The organism is Mesorhizobium sp. ArgA1 (assembly GCF_053714375.1).
Genome location: NZ_JBSKBQ010000169.1, coordinates 1 through 308, shown reverse-complemented (window position 1 = coordinate 308; position 308 = coordinate 1). Strand labels below are relative to the sequence as shown.

The window sequence follows — 308 nt, the reverse complement described above, 5'->3', positions numbered from 1 at the left end:
GATGTGATCAAGCTGAAGCCATCTCCGATCGCTGACGAAGCGCTGTCGCGCATCGGTGCGCTTTACGATATCGAGGATCGTATCCGCGGCATGTCGGCTGAGGAGCGGCGTACACTGCGCCAGCAACACGCCAGGCCCCTTCTGGCGGATCTCAAGAGCTGGATAGAAAAGACGCTTTCGACGCTGCCACAGAAGCAGAAGCTGGCGGAAGCGATGCGATATGCCCTCTCGCGATGGGCAGCGTTGAGCGTTTACATCGACGATGGCCGTGTTGAAATCGATAACAACATAGCTGAACGAGCCATGCG

At 57.5% G+C, this 308-nt stretch carries 1 protein-coding gene; it reads left to right on the top strand.

Features of this window, described 5'->3' with window-relative positions; genetic code table 11:
• A partial coding sequence (locus ACWGTI_RS32845; protein ID WP_454590704.1) for an IS66 family transposase occupies positions 1–308 on the top strand: 308 nt, incomplete at both ends.